Annotated in this window: 4 protein-coding genes; 2 read left to right on the forward strand and 2 right to left on the reverse strand. The window is 66.2% G+C overall.

The genetic code is table 11. The features are described 5' to 3' along the window. Nucleotides 1-357, forward strand: a 357-nt coding sequence (locus QN152_13755) for a cation-translocating P-type ATPase C-terminal domain-containing protein (GenBank protein MDR7540567.1), incomplete at its 5' end; no start/stop codon positions are given. A 439-nt stretch (nucleotides 358-796) separates the two neighbouring features. Here the strand turns inward: QN152_13755 and QN152_13760 are convergent. Together QN152_13760 and QN152_13765 are read right to left on the reverse strand one after the other, a co-directional pair. Beyond that, nucleotides 797-1,114, reverse strand: a complete 318-nt coding sequence (locus tag QN152_13760) for an FAD-dependent oxidoreductase (GenBank protein ID MDR7540568.1) — start codon at nucleotides 1,112-1,114, stop codon at nucleotides 797-799. Between the two features lie 373 nt (nucleotides 1,115-1,487). Continuing rightward, nucleotides 1,488-2,690, reverse strand: a complete 1,203-nt coding sequence (locus tag QN152_13765; GenBank protein MDR7540569.1) for a sialidase family protein — start codon at nucleotides 2,688-2,690, stop codon at nucleotides 1,488-1,490. Nucleotides 2,691-3,077: 387 nt separating this feature from the next. Between QN152_13765 and QN152_13770 the strand changes: the two genes are divergently transcribed. Then, nucleotides 3,078-3,326, forward strand: a 249-nt coding sequence (locus tag QN152_13770; GenBank protein MDR7540570.1) for a DUF1559 domain-containing protein, incomplete at its 3' end; no start/stop codon positions are given.

Consider the following 3,326-nt stretch of genomic DNA (forward strand, 5'->3'; position numbering starts at 1 on the left):
TTCTACGAGCTGAAGCTGCTCGGCTGGGAGGTCGACCAGGCCCGGAATCTGCTCCTGCTGACGATGGTGCTCTCGGAAAACTTCCACATCGGCAACTGCCGTTCGGAACTGCGTTCCGCCTTCGCCCTTTCGCCGCTGCGCAGCCCGGTGCTCCTCTTCGGCACCCTGGGAGCGTTCCTGGTCCATGTGATCAGTATGTACGTCCCGTTCCTGCAGAACATCCTGAAAACCGAGCCGGTCAGCCTGGGGGCCTGGGCAACGGCGATCGGCGTGGCGATCCTGGTGATCCCGGCCGTGGACCTGCACAAATGGTGGTGGAACCGGCGGCATCCGGAGGACCTGCCGCGGTCTTCCTAACTGGTTTCCCGTCCGGGCGTCCTCCAACCCAGCCTCTCCGGGCCGGTCCACGATTCCCTTTTTTCCTCCGTCCGACGTCCCCTCGGGCATGGTCCCTGAAAAGGCTGCCGAGGAAGGGGATGCTGGAACCGACCAGCCTGCAGCGCAAAGCCCGCAGTCGACGGACCGCGAGGCCCGCCGTGGCCGCATGCGCCGCACGGAATCGTCGCAACCCGCAAACGCCTCCGGCGTACTCCTCGCGTTTCCTCAAGCAGCGCCGGGCCCCGCTGCGCCCAGCCTTTGACCGCAACTTGAACGCGCCGGGCCTGATCGTGCAGGCAAAGGCAGGGGAGCGGTCCACCACCTTCCAGCGGCCTGCCGGAACCAGGGTACCGCCTGCCGGCTTGCCGAGACTGCCGCACGCTCCGGAGGCCGGGCATTCGGGGGGAAGGCCCTTCCCTCAGCGACTGGTCTCCGCGGCCCGCTCGAGGATCTGACCCTCCCTTAACAGGCGTCGGCGGAGTTTCGTGTAGTCCACATCCTGCACAGCGAGGTCCTCGTCCAGGGCCCGCACCGCGGCCGCAGCGGCACTCTGGCTGGTGATCATGAACACCGGCTCCATGCGGATGCTGGCGAACGCGACATGGCTGGCCGACAGAGCGAAGGTCACCAGCGGATTGTCGCACTCGCTCCGCCGCGGGACCACGACCCCGTAGATGATCGGGCAGGGCGGTGCACCGCCACGGCCCGCCGTGACTTTCCCCTCGCGGGTAACCACGCCCTCCTTCACAATCCGCCGGGCTTCGCGGACGTAAAGCTGGTGCGGCCAGCCGCCATGGTCGATGGATTCATCCCCTGGGGAGGCCCAAGCCCTGCATCTCGTGGCGGACTCGCTCCGGAACGCGCGGGTCGGTGGCCAGGCAATGCAGCAGGCCGCGATGGTAATCGGCATGCTCCCGGGCGATGCGTTCCCGTAGAGCATGGCTTGCCTCCGGCCAGGACCACCCTCCTGCCCATTTGCGCCGCCTGCACGGCGGCGACTGCGCCACCGCCGGTGCCGCCGTACACGCACAGGTCTGTTTCCACCACACCCTGAGCGTGAGCGGCCGCCGCACGCACGGATCCCCACCACATCCCCACCGGTCTTCTTTTCATGGCTGCCGCTCCTCCAGCCAGGCCAGATTGAAGCGTGCGACCGTCAGTGCCTCGCCCGCATAGCCGGGCCTCGCGCCGCGCCCGTAGAAGCAGAGGATCGTGCCGCGGGGAGTGACCGCCAGGTCGCTGTAGCCGCTGGGTCCCGGTTCGATCACCTTGGAGAGGAGCCACGTCCGGCCCTCATCCGCACTGACTTTCACCGAAAGATTGCGACGGTCGCGGTATTTCAGCGGCCGGCCGTCCGCGCGTGCCAGATTGTGCGGATTGCTGAACAGCAACAACCGCCGGCCGTCGTGGTCGTAGCGGACCAGACCAGCCATGCAGATCGGTTCGAGCAGGGCCGGGTCGAAAAAGGGGCGGCCCCAGCCACTCGCCCCGTCCTGCCCGATCGTGACCAGCCGCCGCTGGGCAGGCGATTCATTGCGGACATTGAGCATCACCCGGCCATCCGCCAGTTCGACGGCCACGCTTTCATTGGGATCGACCCATTCCTCGGTGCAGGGGACGGCGATCTGCCCGGCCTGCCAGGTCCTTCCGCCATCGTCGCTGTAGATCGTCGCCACGACACTGGGGTGATGTGGATTGCTGCCGGTTCCCGTGGAGAGCCACACGGGCACCACCAGACGCCCCCTGCGGAGCTGGATGCCGTGATTGGGGCCCGTAGCGAGCACCATCCAGGGATAGTCTCTCCGGAACGCCTCGAAGGTCGCTGTGATCTCGACGGGCGGGCTCCAGGTCGCCCCCTCGTCGAGGCTCCGCTGGTAGAAGCAGCGCATGTATTCCAGGCAGAACAGCATGTGCACCGTGCCGTCGCGGTCGGCAATCAGCACGGGATTGTTGTAGGTCACATCCTCCTTGCGAACACGGCGCAGCCCCAGGGCCAGCGGATTTTTCGTTTTCGGGCCGGGCACCTCAGCAATGCTTTGCGGGGCAGACCACGTCACGCCGTCGTCGCTCGAGCGGCGCAGGAGGATGCGGATGTCGGCCCAGTCCCCCTCCGGATTGCGGGCCTCGCACCAGGCCAGCACCGTGCCCCGCGCTGTGACCACGATGCCCGGGATGTGATAGCGCTGCCAGGCCGGATCCTCTCCCACGCGAAAGAGATCGTACTTCTCGATGAACGGCTCAGCGGCGGAGGCGGACAGCACCGGTCCGCAGCCCAGCAACCAGAAAAACACCCTGTGCCAGGAACCAGTCATCTTCCTGTGCTCCTATTCGACCGGGGACGGTGGAGACGGCGGAGGCGACCGAGGGGCCATCGCGCGAGCCGGAACCGCCGGCGCAGCGACCCAGGGGAATCGGCCCTCTTGCCGGCGTGATCCGCCCGGCGCCGAGACCCCGGCTGCCGCAGGAGGCTCTGCAGGCGCCGAAAACCCGGTCCGTGAGTATATCATCCGGTTTACGATAAAAAAGTAGATCGCAGGATAATTTTTTCAGGACGGTGGGAAACTTGATTGACGGGAGGGAGCAGAGAGCGTACACTCAAACGCAGGTTGGGCAAACCCGCTTCTCGTAGCCTGTTTGCCGCCGCAAGCAGGCCATCTCTGAGGGCGTGAATACGGGTTCTCGGGTTCGGAGGATTTCGTATGATCCACCGCATTGCTCCACACCGCCAGGGATTCACGCTTGTCGAGCTCCTGGTCGTGATTGCCATCATCGGGGTGCTGGTGGCGCTCCTGCTACCCGCGGTGCAATCAGCCCGCGAGGCGGCCCGGCGGATGTCCTGTGCCAATAACCTCAAGCAGCTCAGCCTGGGCCTGCTCAACTACGACAACAGCCACGGCACGTTGCCCCCGGCGGGGATCGATTCCAACCAGATGTCGTGGGTCGTGCTG

Source organism: Armatimonadota bacterium (assembly GCA_031459715.1).
GTDB classification, from domain to species: Bacteria; Sysuimicrobiota; Sysuimicrobiia; order Sysuimicrobiales; family Humicultoraceae; genus Humicultor; species Humicultor tengchongensis.